Origin of the sequence: Xanthobacter sp. AM11 (assembly GCF_047444035.1) — a bacterium.
GTDB lineage: Bacteria > Pseudomonadota > Alphaproteobacteria > Rhizobiales > Xanthobacteraceae > Xanthobacter.
Map to the genome: position 1 here is coordinate 3,447,409 of NZ_JBLAOA010000001.1, position 18,144 is coordinate 3,465,552.

At 70.3% G+C, this 18,144-nt stretch carries 17 protein-coding genes; 5 read left to right on the forward strand and 12 right to left on the reverse strand.

From position 1 onward, the window contains the following. Window positions 1-144: 144 nt before the first annotated feature. From acpS to ACI7BZ_RS15830, 5 genes are all read right to left on the reverse strand, one after another. The gene (gene acpS / locus ACI7BZ_RS15810; protein ID WP_414118118.1) at window positions 145-552 is read right to left on the reverse strand and encodes a holo-ACP synthase; all 408 of its coding nucleotides are present in this window, start codon (window positions 550-552) and stop codon (window positions 145-147) included. Further along, entirely contained in the window at window positions 549-1,322 is a 774-nt protein-coding gene (locus ACI7BZ_RS15815) for a pyridoxine 5'-phosphate synthase (RefSeq protein WP_414118119.1), read from the reverse strand. Before ACI7BZ_RS15815 ends, acpS begins: the two co-directional genes overlap by 4 nt. Window positions 1,323-1,352: 30 nt before the next feature. Beyond that, on the reverse strand, window positions 1,353-3,563 hold the full coding sequence (locus ACI7BZ_RS15820) for a RelA/SpoT family protein (protein WP_414118120.1): 2,211 nt from the start codon (window positions 3,561-3,563) through the stop codon (window positions 1,353-1,355). A 125-nt stretch (window positions 3,564-3,688) separates the two neighbouring features. Next, entirely contained in the window at window positions 3,689-4,663 is a 975-nt protein-coding gene (locus ACI7BZ_RS15825) for a quinone oxidoreductase family protein (RefSeq protein ID WP_414118121.1), read from the reverse strand. Between the two features lie 73 nt (window positions 4,664-4,736). After that, entirely contained in the window at window positions 4,737-6,242 is a 1,506-nt protein-coding gene (locus tag ACI7BZ_RS15830) for an SDR family oxidoreductase (protein WP_414118122.1), read from the reverse strand. Between the two features lie 212 nt (window positions 6,243-6,454). Here ACI7BZ_RS15830 and ACI7BZ_RS15835 point away from each other — a divergent pair, with 212 nt between their 5' ends. Continuing rightward, window positions 6,455-7,633 (forward strand): UbiH/UbiF family hydroxylase, encoded by a 1,179-nt coding sequence (locus tag ACI7BZ_RS15835; protein WP_414118123.1) that lies wholly within the window; start codon window positions 6,455-6,457, stop codon window positions 7,631-7,633. Window positions 7,634-7,639: 6 nt separating this feature from the next. On the opposite strand, the gene ACI7BZ_RS15840 is transcribed toward ACI7BZ_RS15835, so the two are convergent. The 3 genes from ACI7BZ_RS15840 to ACI7BZ_RS15850 form a co-directional block, all read right to left on the reverse strand. Beyond that, entirely contained in the window at window positions 7,640-8,599 is a 960-nt protein-coding gene (locus ACI7BZ_RS15840) for an AEC family transporter (protein ID WP_414118124.1), read from the reverse strand. A gap of 120 nt (window positions 8,600-8,719) precedes the next feature. Beyond that, entirely contained in the window at window positions 8,720-9,184 is a 465-nt protein-coding gene (locus tag ACI7BZ_RS15845) for a hypothetical protein (RefSeq protein WP_414118125.1), read from the reverse strand. A 14-nt stretch (window positions 9,185-9,198) separates the two neighbouring features. Next, window positions 9,199-9,534 (reverse strand): gamma-glutamylcyclotransferase family protein, encoded by a 336-nt coding sequence (locus tag ACI7BZ_RS15850; RefSeq protein ID WP_414118126.1) that lies wholly within the window; start codon window positions 9,532-9,534, stop codon window positions 9,199-9,201. Between the two features lie 160 nt (window positions 9,535-9,694). Between ACI7BZ_RS15850 and ACI7BZ_RS15855 the strand changes: the two genes are divergently transcribed. Both ACI7BZ_RS15855 and hspQ read left to right on the forward strand, forming a co-directional pair. Beyond that, window positions 9,695-10,735, forward strand: a complete 1,041-nt coding sequence (locus tag ACI7BZ_RS15855; RefSeq protein ID WP_414118127.1) for an HpcH/HpaI aldolase/citrate lyase family protein — start codon at window positions 9,695-9,697, stop codon at window positions 10,733-10,735. Between the two features lie 224 nt (window positions 10,736-10,959). Continuing rightward, window positions 10,960-11,283 (forward strand): heat shock protein HspQ, encoded by a 324-nt coding sequence (gene hspQ / locus ACI7BZ_RS15860; protein WP_414119185.1) that lies wholly within the window; start codon window positions 10,960-10,962, stop codon window positions 11,281-11,283. A 167-nt stretch (window positions 11,284-11,450) separates the two neighbouring features. On the opposite strand, the gene ACI7BZ_RS15865 is transcribed toward hspQ, so the two are convergent. After that, complete coding sequence (locus ACI7BZ_RS15865) at window positions 11,451-12,218, reverse strand: invasion associated locus B family protein (RefSeq protein ID WP_414118128.1); 768 nt, start codon at window positions 12,216-12,218, stop codon at window positions 11,451-11,453. 335 nt (window positions 12,219-12,553) lie between these two features. Between ACI7BZ_RS15865 and ACI7BZ_RS15870 the strand changes: the two genes are divergently transcribed. Both ACI7BZ_RS15870 and ACI7BZ_RS15875 read left to right on the forward strand, forming a co-directional pair. Then, the gene (locus tag ACI7BZ_RS15870; protein ID WP_414118129.1) at window positions 12,554-14,365 is read left to right on the forward strand and encodes an extracellular solute-binding protein; all 1,812 of its coding nucleotides are present in this window, start codon (window positions 12,554-12,556) and stop codon (window positions 14,363-14,365) included. A gap of 225 nt (window positions 14,366-14,590) precedes the next feature. Continuing rightward, window positions 14,591-15,448, forward strand: a complete 858-nt coding sequence (locus ACI7BZ_RS15875) for an SH3 domain-containing protein (protein ID WP_414118130.1) — start codon at window positions 14,591-14,593, stop codon at window positions 15,446-15,448. A 450-nt stretch (window positions 15,449-15,898) separates the two neighbouring features. On the opposite strand, the gene rpmG is transcribed toward ACI7BZ_RS15875, so the two are convergent. From rpmG to ACI7BZ_RS15890, 3 genes are all read right to left on the reverse strand, one after another. After that, on the reverse strand, window positions 15,899-16,066 hold the full coding sequence (gene rpmG / locus ACI7BZ_RS15880; protein ID WP_414118131.1) for a 50S ribosomal protein L33: 168 nt from the start codon (window positions 16,064-16,066) through the stop codon (window positions 15,899-15,901). Between the two features lie 156 nt (window positions 16,067-16,222). Continuing rightward, the gene (locus ACI7BZ_RS15885) at window positions 16,223-17,392 is read right to left on the reverse strand and encodes an MFS transporter (RefSeq protein WP_414118132.1); all 1,170 of its coding nucleotides are present in this window, start codon (window positions 17,390-17,392) and stop codon (window positions 16,223-16,225) included. A gap of 9 nt (window positions 17,393-17,401) precedes the next feature. Beyond that, the gene (locus ACI7BZ_RS15890; RefSeq protein ID WP_414118133.1) at window positions 17,402-18,136 is read right to left on the reverse strand and encodes an NUDIX hydrolase; all 735 of its coding nucleotides are present in this window, start codon (window positions 18,134-18,136) and stop codon (window positions 17,402-17,404) included. Window positions 18,137-18,144: the final 8 nt, after the last annotated feature.

Sequence of the window (18,144 nt, forward strand, 5' to 3'; positions counted from 1 at the left end):
ATCTGAAGATGAAGCGCAGGGTAGTTGAAACTGCGCCGAAACTGAGGAGGAGACGCCGAAATGGCGTGCGTCCCCGCAAGCCGATGCGCGGGTATAGAGGCTTCGCCCGGCGCGGGCAACGCACACACCGCGCCCGCGCCCCTCTCAGCCCGGCGGCAGTAGCTCCGCCGAGATGATCACATGCGCCGCCGTCAGCGGGCCCTCGTCGGTGAGGGAAAGGTGGATGCGCGGCGCATAGCCCTCCGGCACCAGAGCGGCGAGGCGGCGGGCGGCGCCGCCGGTCAGTTCCAACGTGGGCTGGCCGGAGGGCAGGTTCACCACCCCCATGTCGCGCCAGAACACCCCATGGCTCAGCCCGGTGCCCAGCGCCTTGGCGCAGGCCTCCTTGGCGGCGAAGCGCTTGGCATAGGTCTCCGCCCGCAGCTTGCGCCGGTCCGCCTTGGCCCGCTCCGCCGGGGTGAACACCCGGTCGAGGAAGCGGTCGCCGAACCGCTCGATGGAGCGGGCGATGCGCCGCGCGTCGGAGAAGTCCGAGCCGATGCCGATGATCATGCGGCCGCCCCGCCGGCCAGCTGCGCCCGCCCCCGGGATATGGCCGCGCGCATGTGGGCAATGGCCCCCTCCAGCCCGGTGAACAGCGCCTCGCCCACGAGGAAGTGGCCGATGTTCAGCTCCACGATCTCGGGAAAGGCGGCCATGCGCTCGGCGGTGGCATAGTCGAGCCCGTGGCCGGCGTGCACCTCCAGCCCCAGCGCCGCCGCCTGCCGGGCGCCCTGGGTCAGGCGCGCGAACTCGGCCTCCGCCGCCGCGCCGCGGCCTTCCGCGCAGGCGTCGCACCAGGCGCCGGTGTGCAGCTCCACGATGTCGGCGCCGAGCGCGTGCGCCGCCGCAATCTGGGCGGGGTCGGCGGCGATGAACAGGGAAATGCGGATGCCCGCCGCCTTCAGAGCGGCGATGCGCGGCGCCAGCTCGGCCGCCTGTCCGGCGGCATCGAGCCCGCCTTCGGTGGTGCGCTCCTCCCGCCGCTCGGGCACCAGGCAGCAGGCATGGGGGCGGATGCGGCTGGCGATGGCCACCATCTCGTCGGTGGCGGCCATCTCGAAATTGAGCGGCAGGTCGATTTCGGCCTTCAGCCGCTCCATGTCCGCATCGCGGATGTGGCGGCGATCCTCGCGCAGATGGGCGGTGATGCCGTCCGCCCCGGCGGCCTTGGCAAGGGCGGCGGCGCGCACCGGGTCGGGATGGCTGCCGCCGCGCGCGTTGCGCACCGTGGCCACGTGATCCACATTCACCCCCAGCCGCACCGCCTTCAGCATGGTCATCTGCCGTCGCTCCCGGAAATTGCCACGGCCTCAGCCGTTGACGCGCTCCACATTGGCCACCACCTCGCGGGCCTTCAGGTCCGCCACGATGCTGTTGAGGTGTCGCAGGTCGAACACCTCCACGTCGATCACCATTTCCGTGAAGTCGGCCGAGCGCGAGCGCATGGTGAGCCCCTCGATGTTGCCGCCGCGGTCGCCGATGGCGCTCGCCACCTGGGCCAGCGAGCCCGGGGCATTGCGGGCGGTGACGGCGATGCGGGCGGGGAAGCGGCCGTCGGAAAGTTCGTCCACGTCCCAGCGCACGTCCAGCCAGCGCTCCGGCGTGTCCTCGAAACTCTGCAGCGCCGCCGACTGGATGGGATAGACCGTGATGCCCTCGCCGGGGGTGAGGATGCCGACGATGCGGTCGCCCGGCACCGCCCCGCCCTCGGGGGCGAAGCGCACCGGGAGTTCGCCGTTGATGCCGCGGATGGGAATGGCGTCCAGCCGTTCCGCCTGGGCGCCGCCGGGGATCTTGAACTTGAGGTTGTGGCCGCGCTTCAGCTCGAACCAGCCCTCGCCGCTGCCGCCGCGCTCGGCGGGCTCGTCGAGGCGGGGCGGGGACCAGTCGGGATGGACGGCGCGCACCAGGTCGTCGGTCTTGATCTCGCCCCGGCCCACGGCGGCGAACACGTCGTCGGCGGCGGTGCGGGCCAGGCGGTGGGTGGCCTTGGCCACCGCCTCCTCGGAGAAGGGCTTGCCCGCCTTGGCGAAGGCCCGCTCGGCGATCTTGCGGCCGAGGCCGGCATATTGCGCCCGCACCGCGGTGCGCGTGGCCCGCCGCACCGCCGCCCGCGCCTTGCCGGTGACGGCGATGGTCTCCCACGCCCCCGGCGGGGTCTGGGCCTTGGAGGTGATGATCTCCACCTCGTCGCCGTTCTTCAGCTCGGACACCAGCGGCGCGATGGAGCCGTTGATCTTGCAGCCCACCGCCGTGTTGCCCACGTCGGTATGCACCGCATAGGCGAAATCAATGGGCGTGGCCTTGCGCGGCAGGGCGATGAGCCGGCCCTTGGGGGTGAAGCAGAACACCTGGTCGTGGAACAGTTCGAGCTTGGTATGCTCCAGGAATTCTTCCGGCGACAGGCCGTGGGAGAGGTTCTCGATGGTCTTGCGCAGCCAGGCATAGGCGCGGCTCTCGTTGGAGAGCATGGGCCCGGGCGCGCCGGTGGCGTCCTTGTAGAGGGCATGGGCTGCGATGCCGTATTCGGCGATCTCCTCCATGTCGCGGGTGCGGATCTGCATCTCCACCCGCTGCCGGCGCGGGCCGATGATGGTGGTGTGCAGGGAGCGGTAGTCGTTGGGCTTGGGGGTGGAGATGTAATCCTTGAAGCGGCCCGGCACGATGGGCCACTTGGTGTGGATCACCCCCAGCGCGCGGTAGCAGTCCTCCACCGAGGAGACGATGACGCGGAAGCCGTAGAGGTCGGACAGCTGCTCGAAGCCGATGGCCTTGCGCTCCATCTTGCCCCAGATGGAATAGGGCCGCTTCTCGCGCCCCTTCACGTCCGCGGTGATGCCGCGCCGGGCCAGCTCGTCCTTCAGCTCGCGCTCGATCTCCTGCACCAGGGCGCCATTGCCCTGCCGCAGCTCCGACACCCGGGTGGCGATGGATTCGTAGGCCTCGGGCGAGAGCTGGCGGAACGCCAGGTCCTCCAGCTCCTCGCGCATGTCCTGCATGCCCATGCGCGCGGCCAGCGGCGCGTAGATGTCCAGGGTCTCCTGGGCCACCCGGTCGCGCTTTTCCGGCGGCACCCATTTCAGGGTGCGCATGTTGTGCAGGCGGTCCGCCAGCTTCACCAGCAGCACCCGCACGTCGTCGGCGATGGCGAGCAGCAGCTTGCGCAGGTTCTCGGCCTGCTTGGCCTGCTTGGACACGAGGTCCAGCTTCTTGATCTTGGTGAGCCCCTCCACCAGCGTCGCGATCTGCGCGCCGAACAGGCGCTCGATCTCGCCCTTGGTGGCGTCGGTGTCCTCGATGGTGTCGTGCAGCAAAGCGGCGACGATGGTGGCGTCGTCCAGCTTCAGGTCGGTGAGGATGGCGGCCACTTCGAGGGGGTGGGAGAAATAGGGGTCCCCCGACGCACGCAGCTGGCTGCCGTGCGCCCTCATGGCGTAGACATAGGCGCGGTCGAGCAGCGCCTCGTCGGTGTTGGGATTATACCGTCGAACGCGCTCGACGAGTTCGTATTGGCGCATCATGGCCGGGAACGATCCGTCGCAGCACGGGCAAGGCGGGAGCCGCGCCCGCCTCATCCATAAGTTTCACGGATATTGTGCGCAAGAGCGGCCGGCGCAAGGCTCGGCTGCCGCCCCTGCACGCCCCCTCACGGCAGCAGCAGGGTGGAACCCGTGGTGCGGCGGGATTCGAGGTCCACATGGGCCTTCTGCACATCCTTCAGCGCATAGGTCTGGTGGATCGGGATCTTCACCGCCCCGGTCAGCACCGCCTCGAACAGGTCGTTGGCGGTGGCGATGAGGTCGTGGCGCTTGGACACGAAGGTTGCCAGGGTGGGGCGGGTGGCGAACAGCGAACCCTTCTGCGACAGCGTGAGGAGGTCGAAATTCCGGATGGCGCCGGAGGCGTTGCCGAAGCTCACCCACAGGCCCAGCGGCTTCAGGCAGTCGAGGGAGGCGGGATAGGTGGCCTGCCCCACCCCGTCATAGACCACGTCGCACAGCTTGCCGGCGGTGATCTCCTTCACCCGGTGGACGAAATCCTCGTCGCGGTAGAGAATCACCTCGTCGCAGCCATGGGTGAGGGCCAGCTCGGCCTTGTCCTTCGACCCCACGGTGCCGATGACGGTGGCGCCGAGGTGCTTCGCCCACTGGCACAGGATGAGCCCCACCCCGCCGGCGGCCGCCTGTACCAGAATCACGTCGCCCGGCTTCACATGGTGGGTGCGGCGCACGAGATATTGCGCGGTCATGCCCTTCAGCATCATCGCGGCGGCGGTGCGGTCGTCGATGGCGGCGGGCAAATGCAGCAGCACGGCGGCCGGCACGTTGCGCAGCTCCGCATAGGCGCCGATGGCCATGGCATAGGCCACCCGGTCGCCGGGGTGGAAATCGTTCACGTCCGGCCCCACCGCCTCCACCACGCCCGCCCCCTCGTTGCCGGGCACGAAGGGCAGGCTGGCGGCCTTGTAGAGGCCGGTGCGGAAATAAACGTCGATGTAATTGAGGCCGATGGCGGTGTGGCGCACCTGCACTTCACCGGGGCCGGGCGGCGGCACCGTCACATCCTCATAGGTGAGCACCTCGGGACCGCCCGTGTGATGCACCCGAACCGCATGGACCATGACGCCCGCCCCTGTTGATCTTCTGAAAAGCGAAACGGATCATAGGCCCGGCCGGTGCCGCCGCAAGCGCCCTTCAGCGCCCGCCCGACACCTTCAGCACCGCGCCGGTGGTATAGCTGGCCGCTTCCGAGAGCAGGAACAGCACCGCCTGCGCCACCTCCTCCGCCGTGCCCGGGCGGGCGATGGGCGTGGTGGGAATGAGCCGCTCCAGCCGCCCGGGCGCCCCGCTCGCATCATGAATCTCGGTGGCGATGAGGCCCGGGGCCACCGCATTCACGCGGATGCCCTCCCGCGCCACCTCGCGGGCAAGGCCGATGGTGAAGCTGTCCATGGCGCCCTTGCTGGCGGCGTACCACACATATTCGCCGGCGGCGCCGAGGGTTGCGGCCATGGACGACAGATTGACGATGGCCCCGCCGCTGCCGCCGCCCGCCGCCGACATGCGGCGCACCGCCTGCTGCGCCACCAGCATGGCGCCGGTGACGTTGAGGTCCACCACCCGCGCCATCTCCTCCGGGTCGGCCTCGCTCAGGGGGCCGGCGCGGCCGGTGATGCCGGCATTGTTGATGAGGTGGGTGACGCGGCCGAGGCGGGCATCGGTCTGGGCGAACAGACGCTCGATCTCCGGCCGGCGCCCCACGTCCGCCTGGATCACCGCCACCTCGGCCCCCAGCGCGCGGGCGGCCTGCGCCGTGCGTTCCGCCGCTTCCGCGTCGCGGGTGTAGTTGAGGGCGATTCGCCCGTAGCCCGCCGCCGCGGCCTTCACCACGCAGGCGGCGCCGATGCCCCGGCTGCCGCCCGTCACCATGAGAACCCTGCCGCTCATTCTGCGCCTCCGCCGCGCCGGGCCTCGATCCGCCGGCGGCGGCGCCCCGCTGCGGCGACGTTCAGCATCTCCACCAGCACCGAGAAGGCCATGGCGGCATAGATATAGCCCTTGGGGATATGCACCCCGAAGCCGTCCGCCACCAGCGTCATGCCGATCAGCACCAGGAAGGCCAGCGCCAGCATCTTGGTGGTGGGATGGGCGGCGATGAAGGCCGAGAGCGGCCCCGAACGCCATGAACATGAGTCCCACCGCCACGATCACCGCCAGCACCATGATTTCCAGGTGCTCGGCCATGCCGATGGCGGTGAGGATGGAATCCACCGAGAAGATGAGATCCAGAAGGATCACCTGCCCCACCACCAGCAGGAAGGCGCGGCCGGCACGGGCCATGGTGTCGTCGCCCGGCTCGTCGTCGCCCTCAACCGCCGCGTGCATCTCATGGGTCGCCTTGGCGATGAGGAAGGCGCCGCCCCCGGCGAGGATGAGGTCGCGCCAGGAAAAATCGTGGCCGAACACCGAGAACAGCGTCTGCTGCAGGCCGATGAGCCATGACAGGGCGAACAGCAGAGCGATGCGCAGGCCCAGCGCCGCCGAAAGCCCCACCTGCCGCGCCCGCAGCGCCTGTTCCGGCGGCAGGCGCTGCACCACCAGCGAGATGAACACCACATTGTCGATGCCAAGGATGATTTCCATGGCGGTGAGCGTGACCAGGGCGGCCCAGGCCTCCGGCGACGCGATCCACTCCAGCATCCGGCCCCTCCCCGTGCGACTCGTGCCGGAAGAATGCGGCAACGGGCGGCGCCCGCAACCGGCCCCGCCCCCGCCCATGGATGAAAGCTGGCAGCCGTGCCAAAGGCGCCACACGTGCGTTCCCGGCTGCGACATGACCGCCCTCCCGCCGCGCTTTTCCCCGCCGCGATCCGGCTCTAGTCTCGGGCGTGAACCACAGGGAGGAGATGCGGATGGAACGCGGCGACATGCACGACGTGGTCGTGGTGGGCGCGGGACCCGCCGGCCTTGCCACCGCCATCGGCCTTGCGGCGCGGGGCGTGCCCACCGCCCTCGTCACCGGGCCGGAGCGCGGGCCGGACCATCGCACCACCGCCTTGCTGGAAGGCTCCGTGCGCATCCTGGAGGATTTCGGCGTGTGGGCGGACATCGCCGGCAAGGCCGCCCCGCTGCGGGACATGCGCATCGCCGATGCCACCCGCCGCCTGGTGCGCGCGCCGGAGGTCACCTTCCGCTCGGCGGAAATCGGGCTGGAGACCTTCGGCTACAATATCGAGAACGACGCCTTGCGCGGCGCGCTGCTGCATGCCGCCTTGGCCTGCCCCGGGCTGCACATCGCCCGCACCGCCCTCGCCGGCCTGGAGGCGCAGGCCGACGCCATCACCCTGCGGCTGTCCGACGGCGGCACCCTGCACGCCCGGCTGGTGGCCGGCGCCGACGGGCGCAACTCCACCGTGCGCACCGCCGCCGGCATCCGCATGCGCACCCGCGCCTATCCGCAGGTGGCCTTCACCGCCACCGTGCGCCACAGCCGGCCGCACGAGGACACCTCCACCGAATTCCACACCGAGACCGGCCCCTTCACCCTGGTGCCCCTGCCCGGGCAGCGCTCCTCCATCGTCTGCGTGGTGAGCGAGCGGGAGGCGGTGCGCCTGCTCGGCCTCGACGACAGGGCGCTTGCCGCCGAGCTGGAGGCGCGCGCCGCCTCCGTCCTCGGCCGGTTCGAGATGGAGCCGGGCCGCGGCGCCTTCCCGCTGGCGGCGGAGACGGCGCAGGAGATCGTGGCGCCCCGCATCGCCCTCATCGGGGAGGCCGCCCACATCATGCCGCCCATCGGCGCGCAGGGGCTGAACCTGGGCCTGCGCGACGCCGCCGGCCTGGTGGACCTCGCCGCCACCGCCTTCACCGCCGGGGGGGACCCGGGCGCCCCGGAGGTTCTTTCGCGCTACGCCGCCGCGCGCCGGCGCGACATTTCCGGGCGCATGACGGCGGTGGACCTGCTCAACCGCTCGCTCCTGTCGGATCTGGTGCCGATCCAGAGCGCGCGCGGCTTCGGCCTCTATCTCCTGGACCGAGTGGGGCCGCTGCGCCGCACCCTCATGCGGCTGGGCATCGGCGAGCGGGCGGCGTGAGCGCCCTCACGGCAGCAGCGTGAGCGGAATCAGCTGCTCGCGCAGCAGGTAGAGCATCCCCGTCACCGTCACCACCGACGAGAGGGTGCCGATGAGGACGGCGGTGGATGCCTCCTCCACGAACACATGATATTGCCGCGCCAGCACGAAGGCGTTCAGCGCCGGCGGCAGCGCCGCCATCAGCAGCAGCGTCTGCGCCCACACCGGCGAGAACGGCCCGAACAGGGACAGCGACACCAGCGCGATGGCCGGGTGCACGAACAGCTTCAGCGCCAGCAGCGGCGCCAGCTCCACCGGCAGCCGCGACAGCCGGCGCAGCGCCACCGTCACCCCGAGGGTGAACAGGGCGCAGGGGGCGGCGGCATTCTTCAGGAAATCCAGCATGCGCGAGAGCGCTTCCGGCTCGCGGAACTCCAGCGCCGCCGCCAGCACGCCGGCCAGGGTGGCGATGTTGAAGGGGTGGGTCAGCACCCGCCGGGCGATGAGGCCGAGGGTGTGGACAAGGCTTTCCCCGCGCCCGCGCATGGCCATCAGCAGCGGCACGAGGGTGAAGAAGAACACGCTGTCGCAGGCGAAGATGAGGGCCGCCGGGGTGGCCGCCGCCTGCCCCAGCGCCGCCAGGGTGAGGCCCGGACCCATGTAGCCCACATTGGCATAGGCGCCGATGGTGGTGGCGATGGCCGCCTCCCCCACATGGCCGCGCCGGAACCACAGGCCGATGGCCAGGGCGAGGAGGGCCGTCGCCGTGGTGGAGGCCACCACCGCCAGGATGAAGGCCGGGTTGGCCAGCTCCGCAAACGGCGTCTGCGCCACGATGCGATAGAACAGCGCCGGCAGCGCCACATAGATGATGAAGAAGGAGAGCCAGGCGAGCCCGCTCTCCGGCAGCTTCACCACCCGGCCGCAGAAATAGCCGAGGAAGATCAGCCCGAAGAACGGGAAGGCGAGGCCGAAGAGATCGCTCATGATCGCCGGGGGCGGCGCCGCCGCGCCGAGGCTGGAACTGCAGGGGATGCGCCCGCCGGGGCGCGCCGTCCTTCTTAAAGGGCCGGCCCGGCGAAGGAAAGCGCGGCGCCGGACCCGGCTCTACCGCACCCCGGCTTTGGGAGCTGCGGCGGCGCCCTGCAGGTGGCGGGCGGCGTAGAGCTCGGGATACAGGCGGTTGGCGAACTGGCCCGCCGCCGGCTCCACCGCGGCGAGCAGCCGGTCGATGGCGCCGGCCTCCGGCGTGTTCGCCCAGGGGCGGCGGGGCACCGGGCGGTCGTCGAGCCAGAAGGGGCTCCAGTCGAAGGTGGTGGCCACCAGCTCCCGCGCGAAGTCCGCCCCCTCGGCGAGGGCACCCTGCAGCACCACGTCCACATAGGATTGCAGCACCGGGAAATCCGCATCCGGCAGCGGCAGGGGGCCGGCCTGCCCGCCGGCGGCGCCCTTCGGCACATAGACCCACACCCGCCCCGCCCGCGGCAGGCCCTGCCAGCCCACCGGCTCCATCAAGGCGGGCAGCACCTCCACCCGCACATAGCCGCCCTCGCGGCGGTCGAAGGCAGCCATCTCCTGCGCATCCTTCACCGGAAACACCACGCCATTGATGCTGGACGGCGCCTCCCCCGCCCCCGCGGGCGCAGCCCCAGAGCGGTGAAGCCGGCGCCGGAGCGGCCGCCGGCCCGCGCCACCCACGCCCGCACATAGCCGAAGGCGGGGCTGATGCGCGCCGGCACCGCCGCCACCTGCCGCCCCGACGTGGCGGTGCGCGAGGGCTCGTTGATCAGGGTTCCGTAGCCGAAGATGAAATCCTGCGGCGCATCGGCCGCCGGCGCGCCCCAGAAGTCGCGGGACAGGGCCGGGCGGAGCGAAAAGGCGAGGCCGCCGAGGCCGAAAAGCACGTGCCGCCGCGATATCATCCGAACCCGCCTCGCCCTATCGTTGGTGTGTGCATATGGGCGGGCGGCGCGTCCCCATCAAGTCGCGTTGCGCCGCCGCGCCAGCTATGGTGCATTGCAATCAACAGGTTCGCGCGCAGGCGGGGCAAGGGTGCCCCCGGCCGGACCCACGGGGGGAGAGATGAAGCTGCCGCGCCAATTCTTCAAGCCGCTCGCCATCGGCGCGCCCGCGCCCTATCGCGAGCTGCCGGTACGGCTCGAGCGCATGATCCATTTCGTGCCGCCGCACCTGGAAAAGATGCGCGCCAAGGTGCCGGACATCGCCAGGCAGGTGGACGTGGTGCTGGGCAATCTGGAGGATGCGATTCCCTCCGATGCCAAGGAAGCCGCCCGCAGGGGCTTCATCGAGATGGCCAAGGCCACCGATTTCGGCGCCACCGGCCTGTGGACCCGCATCAACTGCCTCAACAGCCCCTGGGTGCTGGACGACATCACCGAGATCGTCGGCGAGATCGGCAACAAGCTCGACGTCATCATGCTGCCCAAGGTGGAAGGCGCCTGGGACATCCATTATCTCGACCAGCTGCTGGCCCAGCTGGAGGCGCGCCACGCCATCGAGAAGCCCATCCTCATCCACGCCATCCTGGAGACCGCCGAGGGCGTGAAGAATGTGGAGGAGATCGCCAGCGCCTCCCCGCGCATGCACGGCATGAGCCTGGGACCGGCGGACCTTGCCGCCTCCCGCGCCATGAAGACCACCCGGGTCGGCGGCGGCCATCCCGACTACAAGGTGCTGGCCGACCCCGACGGCGACGCCCCCCGCATGGGCTACCAGCAGGACTTGTGGCACTACACCGTCGGCAAGATGGTGGATGCCTGCGCCGCCAACGGCATCAAGCCCTTCTACGGCCCGTTCGGCGACTTTGCCGACCTCGCGGCGTGCGAGAGCCAGTTCCGCAACGCCTTCCTCCAGGGCTGCGTGGGCGCCTGGTCGCTGCACCCCACCCAGATCGAGATCGCCAAGCGGGTGTTCTCGCCCGATCCCGGCGAGGTGGCCTTCGCCCTGAAGATCCTGGAAGCCATGCCGGACGGTGCCGGCGCGGTGATGATCGACGGCAAGATGCAGGACGACGCCACCTGGAAGCAGGCGAAAGTGATCGTCGATCTTGCCCGGATCGTCGCAGCCAAGGACCCGGAGATGGGAAAAGCCTACGGTTTGTGAGAGAAACGAGGGGAATGCGTCCCGCGGACCCGCCGCGGGACACCGATTGCCGCAAGGCGGGACAACAGCGGCCGGGCCCGGCGGGCCCGGACCACGCGGACATAGAGGCGCACCACATGGCCACACGTCAGAATGCGCGGAGCAGATCCGCCGCCGTACCGGCGGTGGAGGCGGCAGCCATCGCCCCGCCCCCGCCCGCCCCGGCGGACCTTCCCCCCGGCGGCATGCGGCAGGCCAAGTTCCGCATCGGCGAGGTGGTGCGCCACAAGCACTTCCCCTTCCGCGGCGTGGTGTTCGACGTGGACCCGGTGTTCGACAACACCGAGGAATGGTGGCTCTCCATCCCCGAGGACATCCGCCCCAACAAGGACCAGCCCTTCTACCACCTGCTCGCGGAGAATGCGGACAGCGAGTATGTGGCCTATGTGTCCGAGCAGAATCTGGAACGCGACCTGTCCGACGAGCCGGTGCGCCACCCCAAGGTGAGCGAGGCCCTCTCGCAGGATTCGGAAGGCGGCTGGCGGGTGCGGCCCGACCTGCTGAACTAGAGCACGCGCCGATCAGCTTGCATCGCAAGCTGATCGGGTAACGCGTTCTCTATCCTCGAGTGAGAGCGCGCCCCCGGGCCGGGGCCATCCATGAAAAAGGGGCCGGCGACGAGCCGGCCCCTTTTCGATTTCCCGACGCCGTTACGCCTGCCGGGGCAGGCGCGGCATCACTGGGCGCCCTTGGCGCGCTGCTCCAGCTCCTGGCCCTTCTTCAGCAGGGCCGCCTTGCTCTGCTCTTCCTGCTGCTGCTGGGCGGCGCGGGCCTCTTCCATGCGCTTGCGCTGAAGCTCGGCGGCCACCTTCACGTCCATGCCGGGGCTGTCATACACCTTGGCGAAATCGGCGTTGGAGATGGGCAGCTTGACCTCGCGGTTGCCCACGTTGCGGGCTTCCACATGCACCGACTTGGCGGTCTTCATCTTGTTCACGAAGTCCGCATCCACCTGCGCCTGGGCGCTGCACAGCGGCCCCACGTTCGGCACCGCCACGCAGGCCACGAACGGCACCGGGGTCGCGCTGCCGTCGAACACCACGCGCATGCCGGGCTGGATCAGGAAGCCGAGGGGCACGGACAGGTTGAGCAGGCGGCGCGGATCGCCTTCCAGCCCGCTGATGACCACCTGGGCCAGCGGCTGGTCGTTCACGCCCACCACCTGGGTGATCTGGCAGGCCTTCTTCTTGACCTTGGGGTCCTTCTCGTCGGTGATCTCCTGGCAGATCTTCTCCCAGGGCGAGTTGAAGAAGGTGGGCTCCGGCTGGGCGGGAGCGGCATTGGCCGCGGGAGCCGGGGCGGCCGGCTTGGCGGCCGGCTTGGCCGGCGCCGCCGGCTTGGCGGGGGCCGCGGGCTGGGCCTGAGAGAATGCCGGGCCGGCAAGCCCCACGGTGAGGAGCGCGGCGGCAATCCCGGCCGTCAGGCGCGCGGTGGATTGGGTCATGGTCGTGTGGCCTTTCCTGTGGTCTTTGCCGCTGGGCTCGCGCCGCGCACGCGCACATGCGCCGATCCGCCCGCCTCCCTCTGAAACCCCGGCTGTCTCCGGCCCAATTGAGGCGAGAAGGTGGCGAATCCCATTCCCCTTGGCGAAGCGGCGTTCGGCGCCTACCTTGCCGAAGAATGCGGCCAACAAACGACAGGCGCGGCCCCAAACCGCGCGAAAGTGCCGCAAACGGCACCGGCCGGGCACGCCGGAGCTCAAGGCCATCGCATGCGGGCGCACCGCCCCGCGCGGGTCCAGGCAGCGGACCCGACCGGCCCAGGGAGGCGGAAGACACCATGCGGCCACGGCTGAGCGGCCTTCTCCTGCTGGCGCTGCTGACGGCAGCCCCGGGCCTGGCGCCAGCGGCCGCGGCCGCGCCGGATGTGCCCGCGCCGGCGCTGGCCATGCGCGGCACGCCGGACCTGCCGGCCGATTTCACCGCCTTTCCCTATGCCGACCCTGCCGCGCCCAAGGGCGGGCGGCTGGACCTCTCCCTGCTGGGCACCTTCGACAGCCTCAACCCCTTCATCGTGAAGGGCTCCGCCCCCGCCTTCGTGCGCGGCTACGTGGTGGAGAGCCTGATGGCCCGATCGCTGGACGAGCCCTTCACCCTCTATCCCCTCATCGCCCGGGCGGCGGCCACCGATGCCGCGCGCAGCTATGTGGAATTCAACCTCGACCCGCGCGCCCGCTTTTCCGACGGCACGCCTGTGACCAGCGCCGACGTGCTGTTCTCGTTCGAACTGATGCGCGAGATGGGGCGCCCGAACCACCGCCTGTATTATTCCAAGGTGGGCCGGGCCGAGGCGCCGGACGCGCACACGGTGCGCTTCACCTTCGCCGAGCCGGACGCGGAACTACCCCTCATCATGGGGCTGATGCCGGTGTTCTCCCGCGCCGCCATCCGCCGCGAGCGGTTCGAGGAAACCAGCCTTTCGCCCCTCACCGGCTCCGGCCCCTACCGCATCGGCGCCGTGGATGCAGGGGCGTCGGTGACGCTGGTGCGCAATCCCGACTACTGGGGGCGCGATCTGCCCGCCAATCGCGGCCTCTATAATTTCGACACCGTGCGCTTCACCTGGTTCCGCGACGCCAACAGCGAGTTCGAGGCGTTCCGCAAGGGGCTGGTGGATGCGCGCTTCGAAGGCAGCCCGGGCCGCTGGGAAACCGGCTATGACTTTCCCGCCGCCCGCGCCGGCGAGGTGGTGCGCGAGGTGATCCCCACTGGCCTGCCCAAGCCCTATTCCGCCTTCGTCTTCAACACCCGCCGCGCCATCTTCGCCGATGTGCGGGTGCGGCGCGCGCTCATCGAGCTGTTCGATTTCGAGTGGCTGGACCGCAGCTTCTACCACGGGCTCTATCTGCGCACCGCCAGCTATTTCGAAGGCTCGGACCTCTCCTTTGCCGGGCGGCCGGCGGATGCGCGCGAGCTTGCCCTGCTCGCCCCCTTCCCCGATGCGGTGGTGGCCGACGTGCTGGCCGGCACCTATCGCCCGCCCGTGTCCGACGGCTCCGGCCGCGACCGCGCCCGCCTGAAGGCGGCGCTGGACCTTCTGGAGGCGGCGGGCTGGGAGCTGCGCAAGGGCCGCCTGGTGCGGCGCGACACCGGCGCCCCCTTCGCCTTCGAGCTGATGGTGACGACGCGCGAACACGAGCGCCTCGCCCTCGCCTACGCCAGCCAGCTCGACCGCGCCGGCATCACGGCGCAGGTGCGCTATGTGGATGCGGTGCAATACGATGCGCGCCGCGCCTCCTATGATTTCGACATGATGCCTTATGCCTGGGGGCAATCCCTCTCCCCCGGCAACGAGCAGGCCTTCTATTTCGGCGCCGCCGCCGCCGACACGCCGGGCACGCGCAACTACATGGGCGCGAAGACGCCGGCCATCGACGCCGCCATCGCCGCTTTGCTCGCCGCCAGCGACGAGGCGGATTACCTGGCCGCCGCGCGGGTGCTCGACCGGGTGCTGGTGTCCGGCGCCTATGGGGTGCCCCTGTTCCACACGCCCGGCCAGTGGCTGGCCCGCTGGACCCGCATCGCCCGCCCGCAGCGCCCCTCCCTCTACGGCACCGTGCCGGAAACCTGGTGGCGGGTGCCGGGACGCTGACCCCGCCCGGCACCCGTTGCGCAATGCCGGATTTCTCCATTACCTCCCGGGCAAATAACGGCCGCAATTGCCGGGCAGTGTCCACGCATTCGGCCGGCCTTTTGCTGGCAAAGGGAATGAAGAAGGGCGACGGGAACCGGATCTAAACCCCTTCCCCTTCACTGGTGATGTGACCTTCGAGTCTGTCCCAACTCTCCGCAACCGGGTTGGCAGGGAGGCGAATGCATGGCTGGACTCCAGCGCGCGCACCGACGCATCGACGATTTCGAGGATGACATCCTCGATGACGCTCCCGACCCGGCTGCTGCATGGGTGCAGGACAACGGGCCCACCGCCGTGCGCCCGCGCATCGGCGCCAGTCCCCGTGCCCGCCCGCAACGCCGCAGCCGCCGCAGCGATGGCACCACCCTCTGGCGGGTGCTGGGGGTTTCCGCAGCCGTGCTCATTCTCGGCAGCGGCGGCCTGTTCGCCCTGCATCTGGTGGCGCCCGGCAACGTCAAGCCGGCGCCGCAGCCGGTGCAGATCTCCGGCCCGCTCCATCCGCGGCTTTCGGCGAAGGTGGCCTCCATCCTCGGCCATCCCGGCGGCGTGGCCGATCCGGCGCCGGTGAACGCCATGGCGGCGTCCGTGGCCGCGCCCGACACCGCCCCGCCCACCCCGGCGGACTTCGCCCGTCCGGCCTTCCTGGAGCCCATGGAAACCGACGAGCAGGCCCTGCCGGAGGCCGCCGCCATGACCGATGGCCCCGACGGCACCGTGGCGGAGGCCCCGCCACCGGCGCAGGCGGCCCCCCTGCCCGCCGCACGCCCGCGCGACATCGCCCTCGCCTCCGGCGACGCGGCGGCCGGGGACGCCTCCACCAAGGACAGCGCTTCCAAGGACACGGCGCCGAAGACCGCGGACACGCGCACGGCCCGCATCAGCATGGATGTGACCCTGCGCTCCGGCCCCCGCCGCTCCGCCTCCGCCCTGGGCACGCTGGACGAAGGCACGCGGGTGACCCTCTATTCCTGCAAATCCTGGTGCGAGGTGGCGACCGGCGACAAACGCGGCTACGTCTATCGCAGCGCCGTGGATCGCTAGGGCGCGATCCGAGCAAGCAGCATCCCGCCGCGAATCAGCGGCTTTTCCTTTTGCCGCGTTGTGCTAGTCTTCAAGCCTTGCAGATCGAAACAGGACAGGCGCGGCCGGGCTGGCTGCAGGCAAGGCCCCGGCGCCCGCCGGCGCGGCGCTTCCTGTTTCCGCGCAACCCTACGGAGTGCTCAGGTCCGCCGCATCTCCTGGGTCCGTGGGGTTTGGCCGGTGGGTGAGCGGTCACGGGAGGCCTCCCCGTTCGCTCCCCGCCGGCCATCCTCTTTCCCGTGGTGGCTGCAGGGCACCTGACGCTGGGACACGCGATGCCCAAAAGAAAAGGGCGCCCCGCAGAGCGCCCTGTCAGTCACGATGTGACAATTCGATAACGCTATCCGTCCCGCCGCGCAAGCCACCCTTTCGTGAGGGCGGCGCGGCGGGACGGATAGCGCCGCGGCAGGATCACTTGATCTTGGTCTCGCGGAATTCCACGTGCTTGCGCGCCACCGGGTCATACTTCTTCAGCACCAGCTTGTCTGTCTTGGTGCGGGAATTTTTCTTGGTGACGTAGAACACGCCCGTATCCGCGGTGGACAGGAGCTTGATCTTGATGGTTGCAGCCTTGGCCATGTCTTGATCCCTGGGTGCCGCATGCGGCGCGCGACCGTCTGGCTTGCGAAAACCATGAGGTTGCGAAAAGAAGAACGGACGCGCTGCCGGTCTGGCGGCTCGTGGGCGCGGAAATTCCCCCAAGGCGCCCCAAATGTCAAGGCCGGGGCCGGAACCCTACCGCGCCCGCGCCGCCAGCCGGGTCGCCACCACCAGGGCATAAAGGCTCAGCATGCCGCAGATGACGAAGGCGAAGCCATACGGGTCATAGAGCTTCATGCCGAAGCCGGCGAGCGGCGGGCCGATGATGAGCCCGACCGAATAGAGCATCACGAACGCCGCATTGGCCGCCGCCAGGTCCGCCCCGTGGAATCGCTCGCCCAGATGGGCAAGGCCCACCGTGTAGAGCGAGCCCACCACGCCGGTGGCCAGGAAGATCATGGCCAGGAACAGGGAACTGGACACCGGCACGAACGGCAGCGTCAGGGCGCCGGCCGCCCCCACCACCGAGCAGGCGAGAAGCAGAATGCGCCGGTCCACCTTGTCGCTGATGAGGCCGAGGGGAATCTGGAACGCCACATTGCCCAGCACCGCCGCCGTCAGCAGCAAGGCGGCGTTGCCTTCCGTGAGGCCGAGCCGCAGGCCGTAGAGCGGCAGGAAGGTCATCACCGCCGTCTCGATGGCGCCGAACACCAAAGCGGCAAGCACCGCCGAGGGCGAGCGGCGCACGAAGGTGAGCACGCCGTGATGCTCGTCGTCGTCATGGATGCGCGGCGTCATGCCGTTGGCCAGCACGATCGGCACCATGCCGGCGGCCAGCACCACCGCGCCGGCCACATAGGGCGCCCAGCCCGCCGCCCCCAGCACGCTCAGGATCGCCGGCCCCAGCGCCGCGCCGATGGACAGGGCGGTGGCATAGATGCCCATCACCAGCCCGCGCCGGTCCCGCGGGGCCAGGGTGTTGATCCAGAATTCGCTGACCGCGAACAGGATGCACAAGGCCGCGCCGAAGGCGAAGCGCAGCGGAAACCACAGGACGAAGGACGGCGCCGCCTTGAAGCCGAGCAGGCTCAGCGCCGCCAGAAGGATCGCCGCCACCAGCAGCGCCCTCAGGCCCAGCCGCCGCACCAGCATGGGCACGAAGGGCGCGGTGAAGATGGTGGCCACGCCGGCCATGGCGGTGTTGATGCCGATCCAGAAGCTGGAAATGCCGCGCCCCTCCAGTTCCAGCGCCAGCAGGGGGATGGAGAGGCTGAGGCCCACCCCCACCACGGTGATGGCGGAGATGGCGGCGGCAATGGAGGCCATGCGGCTCATGTGGCCGGCTGGCCCTTCGGGTGCGTGCATCGGTCCGTTTCAGTCGAGGAGGGTGCGCAGGAACGTGCCGCGGTGCATGGCATAGAAAGGCACGGGAAGGCGGGCGTGGAAGCCGGCCTCGATGCGCTGGGCCACCTCCTCCAGCACCACGCGGGTGACGGTGGGCAGTTCCTCCTTCGCGGTCTGCGCGAAGGTGAGCCAGCGCAGTTCGACCAGTTCGGAATTCTCGCCCACCAGCCCCTTCACCTCGTCGCACACGGCGTTGGCGTCGGCGGCGAAGAAGCGGGTGTCGAAGCGCTTGGGCCGGCGCGGCGGGGTGATGGCGCGGGCCACATAGGTGAGGGCGCCGAGATCGGGAAACACCCCGCGCTCCTCGAACACCCGCCACGCCTCGCACGGCGCCTGCGGCGCGCCGAGTTCGCGCGTGCCCACCAGCAGGCCGGTTTCCTCGTACATCTCGCGGATGCAGGCGGCGGCAAGGCCGCGGGCGCGGGCCAGGGTGGGGCGCTGCACCCGCGTCATCAGCCGGCGCTCGCTGTCGGCGTCCATCACGCCATAGACCGGCATGGCCTTGTCGGTCTTCTCCAGCCGCCCGCCGGGAAACACGTACACGCCGGGCATGAACTTCAGGCCGGGATGGCGCCGGCCCATCAGCACGCGGGGCTGCTTGCCCTTGCGGTCGATGAGGATGAGGGTCGAGGCGTCGCGCGGCCGCACATTGGGCCAGTCCTGCCGGCGCTCGGCATTGGTGAGACGGGTGGCAAAATCGGTCATGGAAGGTC

What these genes read in the sequence shown, in the direction of transcription:
- ACI7BZ_RS15850 (WP_414118126.1), bottom strand. Translation starts at nt 9,534, where the DNA reads ATGATATCGCGGCGGCACGTGCTTTTCGGCCTCGGCGGCCTCGCCTTT.
- ACI7BZ_RS15830 (WP_414118122.1), bottom strand. Translation starts at nt 6,242, where the DNA reads ATGCTGGAGTGGATCGCGTCGCCGGAGGCCTGGGCCGCCCTGGTCACG.
- hspQ (WP_414119185.1), top strand. Translation starts at nt 10,960, where the DNA reads ATGCGGCAGGCCAAGTTCCGCATCGGCGAGGTGGTGCGCCACAAGCAC.
- ACI7BZ_RS15855 (WP_414118127.1), top strand. Translation starts at nt 9,695, where the DNA reads ATGAAGCTGCCGCGCCAATTCTTCAAGCCGCTCGCCATCGGCGCGCCC.
- ACI7BZ_RS15875 (WP_414118130.1), top strand. Translation starts at nt 14,591, where the DNA reads ATGGCTGGACTCCAGCGCGCGCACCGACGCATCGACGATTTCGAGGAT.
- ACI7BZ_RS15820 (WP_414118120.1), bottom strand. Translation starts at nt 3,563, where the DNA reads ATGATGCGCCAATACGAACTCGTCGAGCGCGTTCGACGGTATAATCCC.
- ACI7BZ_RS15865 (WP_414118128.1), bottom strand. Translation starts at nt 12,218, where the DNA reads ATGACCCAATCCACCGCGCGCCTGACGGCCGGGATTGCCGCCGCGCTC.
- ACI7BZ_RS15845 (WP_414118125.1), bottom strand. Translation starts at nt 9,184, where the DNA reads ATGGCTGCCTTCGACCGCCGCGAGGGCGGCTATGTGCGGGTGGAGGTG.
- ACI7BZ_RS15870 (WP_414118129.1), top strand. Translation starts at nt 12,554, where the DNA reads ATGCGGCCACGGCTGAGCGGCCTTCTCCTGCTGGCGCTGCTGACGGCA.
- ACI7BZ_RS15815 (WP_414118119.1), bottom strand. Translation starts at nt 1,322, where the DNA reads ATGACCATGCTGAAGGCGGTGCGGCTGGGGGTGAATGTGGATCACGTG.
- ACI7BZ_RS15885 (WP_414118132.1), bottom strand. Translation starts at nt 17,392, where the DNA reads ATGCACGCACCCGAAGGGCCAGCCGGCCACATGAGCCGCATGGCCTCC.
- ACI7BZ_RS15825 (WP_414118121.1), bottom strand. Translation starts at nt 4,663, where the DNA reads ATGGTCCATGCGGTTCGGGTGCATCACACGGGCGGTCCCGAGGTGCTC.
- ACI7BZ_RS15835 (WP_414118123.1), top strand. Translation starts at nt 6,455, where the DNA reads ATGGAACGCGGCGACATGCACGACGTGGTCGTGGTGGGCGCGGGACCC.
- rpmG (WP_414118131.1), bottom strand. Translation starts at nt 16,066, where the DNA reads ATGGCCAAGGCTGCAACCATCAAGATCAAGCTCCTGTCCACCGCGGAT.
- ACI7BZ_RS15840 (WP_414118124.1), bottom strand. Translation starts at nt 8,599, where the DNA reads ATGAGCGATCTCTTCGGCCTCGCCTTCCCGTTCTTCGGGCTGATCTTC.
- ACI7BZ_RS15890 (WP_414118133.1), bottom strand. Translation starts at nt 18,136, where the DNA reads ATGACCGATTTTGCCACCCGTCTCACCAATGCCGAGCGCCGGCAGGAC.
- acpS (WP_414118118.1), bottom strand. Translation starts at nt 552, where the DNA reads ATGATCATCGGCATCGGCTCGGACTTCTCCGACGCGCGGCGCATCGCC.